The sequence below is a fragment of the Actinomycetospora chlora genome (assembly GCF_039542135.1).
Classification (GTDB): Bacteria; Actinomycetota; Actinomycetes; order Mycobacteriales; family Pseudonocardiaceae; genus Actinomycetospora; species Actinomycetospora chlora.
Genome location: NZ_BAABHO010000105.1, coordinates 1 through 5,042 on the forward strand (window position 1 = coordinate 1; position 5,042 = coordinate 5,042).

Annotated in this window: 3 protein-coding genes; all 3 read right to left on the reverse strand. The window is 75.9% G+C overall.

Annotated elements, in window-relative coordinates; genetic code table 11:
• Positions 1 to 463: hypothetical protein (locus tag ABD994_RS30780; protein WP_345425389.1), on the reverse strand; the 463-nt coding region annotated here is incomplete at its 3' end.
• A gap of 173 nt (positions 464 to 636) precedes the next feature.
• On the reverse strand, positions 637 to 2,277 hold the full coding sequence (locus tag ABD994_RS30785; protein ID WP_345425393.1) for a glycosyltransferase family 87 protein: 1,641 nt from the start codon (positions 2,275 to 2,277) through the stop codon (positions 637 to 639).
• Between the two features lie 27 nt (positions 2,278 to 2,304).
• Positions 2,305 to 5,042 (reverse strand): transglycosylase domain-containing protein (locus ABD994_RS30790; RefSeq protein WP_345425396.1); only part of this gene is annotated, 2,738 nt, incomplete at its 5' end.

Genomic DNA, 5,042 nt, shown 5'->3' on the forward strand with positions numbered 1-5,042 from the left:
CCGCGGCCTGCTGCGGGGTGAACGCCGGCGCCCCGGCCGGGGCGGGGGTGGCGGCAGGGGCCGGCGTCGCGGCACGGGGCCGCGCCGACGGGGCCAGGACGGCCCCGCTGTTCTGGCGCACGGTGTCGGTGGCCTGGCGCAGCGGCGGCGCCGCCTGGGCGACCTGGTCGGCCACCGGCTCGACGACCTGCACCTGCACCCGGCAGAGGACGCCGCCGATCAGCTGCGTGATCGGGTCCATCCCGGCCCGGACCTCACGCTCGAACGGCAGCCCGAGCTCGGGGACCACCCGGACGGTCTGGCCCGGCTCCGCGCGGACGGTCTGGCCGCACCGTGCCTGCACGGGGTCGGTCGGGGTGGGGGTCGGCGCGGCGAGGGCCGAGCCGGCACCGAGCAGCAGCGAGCCCGTGACGAGCCCGCTCGCGACGACCGCCGACAGCAGGCGGGAAGGGCGCAGCGCCATGTGGGGACCTTCTCCTCGGGAGCCGGGGAATGCCGGGGCGGTCCTCGTGGGGGGAGCGGGCCGTCCCGGCGGCACGTGGGACCCAACGAGCGTGTCGCCCGGTGGTGACGCGCAGCCTCACCCGGCTGCCGAGCTCGTCGCCGAGCGACACGCCCGGCCGCCCGGGGTCGCCCTCATCGGGCGACTCGATCTCCGCCCCGCTCGCGCCGACGGCGGCCCACGAGCCCGGTCACCGCGTCGAGCACCGCGTCCGCCCGGGCCAGCCGCCGCGCGTCGTCGGGGGCGCCGTCGAGCACCCCGCCGTCCGGGTCGTCGAGACCGCGGGAGAAGGACGGGTCACGGGGGGTCCGCACCGGGTCGAGCTCGGGGCGCAGCACCGAGCGCAGCACCAGCGCCGCGATCGCCAGCACCGCGACGTCGCGCAGCAGGACCGCCCCGTAGAACCACGGCGCCGGCAGGCCCTTCGCGTCGGTGCCGAGGTAGTAGTACATCCGCGGGACCCAGACCAGGGCGTCGATCGCCATCCACGCCAGGAGCGGGCGCCACCGCGGGTAGGCCAGGACGGCCAGCGGTACGAGCCACAGCGAGTACTGCGGGCTCCAGACCTTGTTCGTCAGCAGGAACGCGACGATCACGAGGAACGCGATCGCCGCGAACCGGGGCCGGCGCGGCGCCCGGACGACGAGGACGCCGATCGCGAGGCAGCAGACCGCGAAGAGGACCGCGCTGACGGCGTTGAGCACCGAGGGCGGCTGGCCGGGGGCGAGGGGGCCGTCGAAGCCGCTCCAGCCCGTCAGGCCGGCGACGATGTTGTAGAGCGAGTCCGGGTCCGCGCCCCGGTCGCCGTTGAGCCGGAAGAACTCCCACCAGCCCGCGGGCGCCGCCAGCGCCACGGGCAGGTTGACCAGCCCGAGGCTCAGGACGCCGGCCGCCGTCGCCGCCCACCAGGACCGCATCCGGCCCGCCCGCAGGCAGAGCAGCAGCAGGGGGAACAGCAGGAACAGCGGGTAGAGCTTCGCCGCGGCCCCGATCCCGAGGACCACCCCGGCCAGCACGGGCCGGCGCCGGGCCCAGGCGAGCATGCCGAGCGTCGCCGCGGCGACGGCGAGCGTGTCGAAGTTGGTGAAGGCGTGCACCGCGACCAGGGGCGAGACGGCCGCGATGGCCGCGTCCCACGGTCGCCCGGGTCGCAGCCGGACCAGGGCCCACAGCGTCACCAGCCACGCGAGGGCGAGCCAGACCGCGGAGAGGTCGAAGTACACGACGACCGCGAGCCCGCCGGGCAGGACACCGGCCTGCGCGCCGACGAGCCACAGGTCGGCGAGACGCGCGTTGGCCCACTGGAAGAACCCGGTGAGCACCGGGTACTCCATGTAACGCACCTGCTCGCTGCCGTCCTCGCGCCGGTCCACCCAGGACGTCACGTACGGCACGCCCCCGACGTCGAGGCGCTCGGCGGTGTACAGCGGGACGGTGTCCGAGTAGCACATCGCGACGTACTGGCGCCCGTCGCGCCAGTCGAGCTCGAGCCCCCGCTCGCCCGGGTACTGCTGCAGGCACGGTGCCTTCGCGAACCACGCGAGGGCGAGCACGACGACGCCGAGCAGCAGCACCGCGCGCAGCGGCGTGAAGAACCGGGCGCGCCCGGCCACCGCGTGCTCGCCGAGCGGGCCGCCGACGACCGATGACAGCGACGCGACGAACGGGTCCTCCTGGGTGGGCCGCACCCGCTGGTCCGGGCCCAGTGACGCCGGGTCGTGGGCCCGGGCCCGGCCGGTGGTCGTGGCCCCGGCACGGGTGGGGGCGCCGGTCACGCGGGCCCCGACAGCGGGCGGTCGGCGTCAGAAGAGGCCGCCACCGCCGCCTCCGCCGCCGTCACCACCACCGCCACCGTCGCCGCCACCTTGGCCGCCACCGCCGCCCTGGCCGCCGCCACCCTGGCCGCCGCCACCGTCGCCGCCACCTTGGCCGCCGCCGCCCTGGCCGCCGCCACCGTCCTGGCCGCCCTGCTGTCCGCCCTGGTCGCCGCCCTGCTGCTGACCCTGGTCGCCACCGCCCTGGTCGCCGCCCTGCTGGCCCTGGTCACCCTGCGGCGGGCAGGGCTGGCCCTCGACGCAGCCGGGCTGGTCCGGGGGCGCGGTGGGGGTCGTCTGGGGCGGGGTGCCGATGGGCCGGAAGTCGGAGAACTGCTGGACGGGCTCACCGCGCAGGGCGTCGTTCATGTAGCCCTGCCAGATCTGGCCGGGCAGGGCGCGGCCGTAGATCGGCTTCCCGCTCCGGTCCTTGATCGGCGTGTTGTCGTCGGTGCCGACCCAGACCGCCGTGGACACCTGCGGCGTGAAGCCGACCATCCACGCGTCGTTGTTCTGGCCCTCCACCGAGGACTGCACCGTGCCGGTCTTCGACGCCACCGGCCGGCCGCCGGACAGCGGCACGCCCGAGTGGTCGGCCACCTGCAGCATCGCCTCGGTGACGTTGCGGGCGAGCTGCTGGGTCATGCGCGTCTCGCCGGCCGGCGCGCCCGCGTCGAACAGCACCCGGCCGTCGGCGGTGGTGACGCGGCTGACCAGGTGCGGACGGTGGTAGACGCCGTCCGCGGCGAAGGTCGCGTACGCCGCCGCCATGTCGGTCGGGCGGACCTCGCGGTCACCCAGCGAGATACCGCCGCTGGGGGCCGCGAGCGGCGCCGACACCCCGGCCTGGTGCGCGGCGTCGGCCACGCGCTGGGGGCCGACCTGGACACCGAGCTGGTAGAAGACCGTGTTGATCGACTGCGTCATCGCCGTGCGCAGGTCGCAGTTCGGGCAGCTCTCGCCCTCGGAGTTCTCGATCTCCGTACCCGCGATCGTCTGCGGGCTCGACCCGTCGAACGTCGTGCCCAGCCCGATCGGCGGGGTGCGCTCGAGACCGGCGAGCAGCACGAACGGCTTGAACGACGAGCCGGGCTGGCGCTGCGTCTGGGCGTAGTCGAACCCGGAGCCGTCCTGGCCGCCGTAGTAGGCGAGCACGGCGCCGGTGCGCGGGTCGACCGACACCAGCGACGAGCGCAGGTTGCCCGGCTGGCCGCGCAGGCGTCGCTCGACCGAGTCGGCGGCCTCCTGCTGCATCCGGTCGTCGATGGTGGTGGTGACCTGCAGGCCCTCCTGGTTCACCTGCTGCTCGGTGATCCCGTAGGAGTTCAGCTCGTCGCGCACCGCCGAGACGATGTGGCCGCGATCGTTGTCCGGGATGCCGCTGCGGCGCGGCTGCGGCGGGATCGCCGCCGGGAAGACCTGCGCGCGGCGCTCCGCGGCCGGCAGCCAGTTCTGGCTGACCATGCCGTCGAGCACGAAGTTCCAGCGCTGCTCGCTCATGCCGCGGTCGACCGCCGGGTCCCACCGCGAGGGCGACTGGATCAGCCCGGCGAGCATCGCCCCCTCGGAGACCGAGAGCTGCGAGACGTCCTTGTTGAAGTACGCCTGCGCCGCGGACTGGATGCCGTAGGCGCCGCGGCCGAAGTAGATCGAGTTGAGGTAGTTGCCGAGGATCTCCTCCTTGCTCTGCTGCTGGGAGATCTTGGCGGCGATGACCACCTCCTTGTACTTGCGCCACAGCGAGTACTCGTCGCCCACCAGCACGTTCTTGACGTACTGCTGGGTGATCGTCGACCCGCCACCGGTGCCGCCCGTCGCCTGGTTCCAGGTCGCGCGCAGGATGCCGACGGGGTCGAACCCGAGGTTGGAGTAGAACGAGCGGTCCTCGGCCGAGAGCACCGCCTGCTGGACGTGCAGGGGCACCTGCGTGATCGGCACCTTGATGCGGTTGCCGCCCTCGGGCACGAGCGACGCCAGCGAGGAGCCGTCGGCGTACGAGATCGTCGCGACCTGGTTGTTGAAGGCGTCGTCCGGCGTCGGGACGCGGAAGAAGATCCAGCCGATCGCGAAGGCGAGGATCGGGCCGAGCACCACGAGCCCGACGACCAGGTAGGTGGTGCGGCGGATGCGCCGCCAGCGCCGCCGGCTCGGGTCGGCCGCGGCGGCCCCGCCGCCGCGGCCGCGCGGCGGGTCGTCGTCCCCGCCGCCGCCACGCCCGCCGCGGCGGGTGGGGGCGGGCGCGACGGCCGTGCCGGACAGCCCGCCGGCGGCCATGGCGGCGCGGGTGGACGTCGAGCCCGGCGACCCCGCGCGGGTCGGGGTGGCGCGCGTGCGGTCCTCCCCGGTGCGGGTGGGTCGTGCGGTGTCGTGGGTGAGCAGGCGGGGCTCGCGGGTGGTCTCGCGGCCCTCGGGCGGCGTCACCGTGCCGACCGCGCTGCGCCGGGCAGCCGTGGCGGTGGCGGCGCTCGTCGCGCGGGTGGCCCCGTCGGGCGCGTCGGCCCGGACCGCGGCGCCGTTGGCCACGGTCGGCGCCTCGCTGGGGAAGCCGTCCTGGTCGTGGTGGTGCGTCGGGTTCTGCGAGGGGGGCACGGGGCGCCAGCCGGGCGGCAGACCGCCGTCGTGGGGGGCCTGCGGCGGACCGGCCGGACCGGGACCGCCACCGCCCGGCGGCGCCGAGCGCGTCGGCGGGGGGCCCTGCGGGCCGCGCGGGGCGCCGGGCGGCGGCC